This window comes from Caulobacter sp., assembly GCF_017744445.1.
GTDB lineage: Bacteria > Pseudomonadota > Alphaproteobacteria > Caulobacterales > Caulobacteraceae > Caulobacter.
The window spans coordinates 1-514 of record NZ_JAGIBH010000154.1 but is presented as its reverse complement, the minus strand read 5'-3'; the positions used below and the strand labels follow the sequence as shown (position 1 = coordinate 514).

1 protein-coding gene is annotated in these 514 nt (G+C 70.6%); it reads left to right on the top strand.

All coding sequences use genetic code 11. The features are described from left to right. The coding region (locus J7528_RS24170; protein ID WP_291879935.1) for a hypothetical protein at window positions 1-514 on the top strand (514 nt) is incomplete at both ends.

Genomic DNA, 514 nt, shown 5'->3' with positions numbered 1-514 from the left:
ATCCACATCAAGACCGACGGCAGCATCAGCAGCGCCAATGGCACCAACGTGGTGGTGCGTGGCCACGACGTGGTGCTGGAAGCGGCGGGCGGCGCGATCGGCGGCGACCCGAATGGCGGCGACGGCAGCCTGCATACCGACATCGACGGCGACCTGACCGCCCGTGCCAAGGTCATCGACCTGGTCAACCACGGCGACCTCAGCATCCAGCGCGTGACCGGCACCGAGGCCCTGCGCCTGCGCGTGCTCGGCAACCTGGCCGCGTCGACCCAGTTCGGCGTCGCCGTCGACTCGGGCGAAGATGCCGTCGCGCGCCACCAGCGAGGTGCCGGCCTGCATCCGCCACAGGTTGCCCAGGTCCAGCGACAGGCCACCCAGGTTCCAGTTGCCGTATTGCCACAGGTCGGTGGCCTGGGCGATGTCGAGCAGCCCGCCGACGTCGACGTTGCCGAAGCGCAGCGTGCCGGGCAGGCCCAGCGCGCCGGGGCGATCAGCAGGCAGGGGGCGACGAATT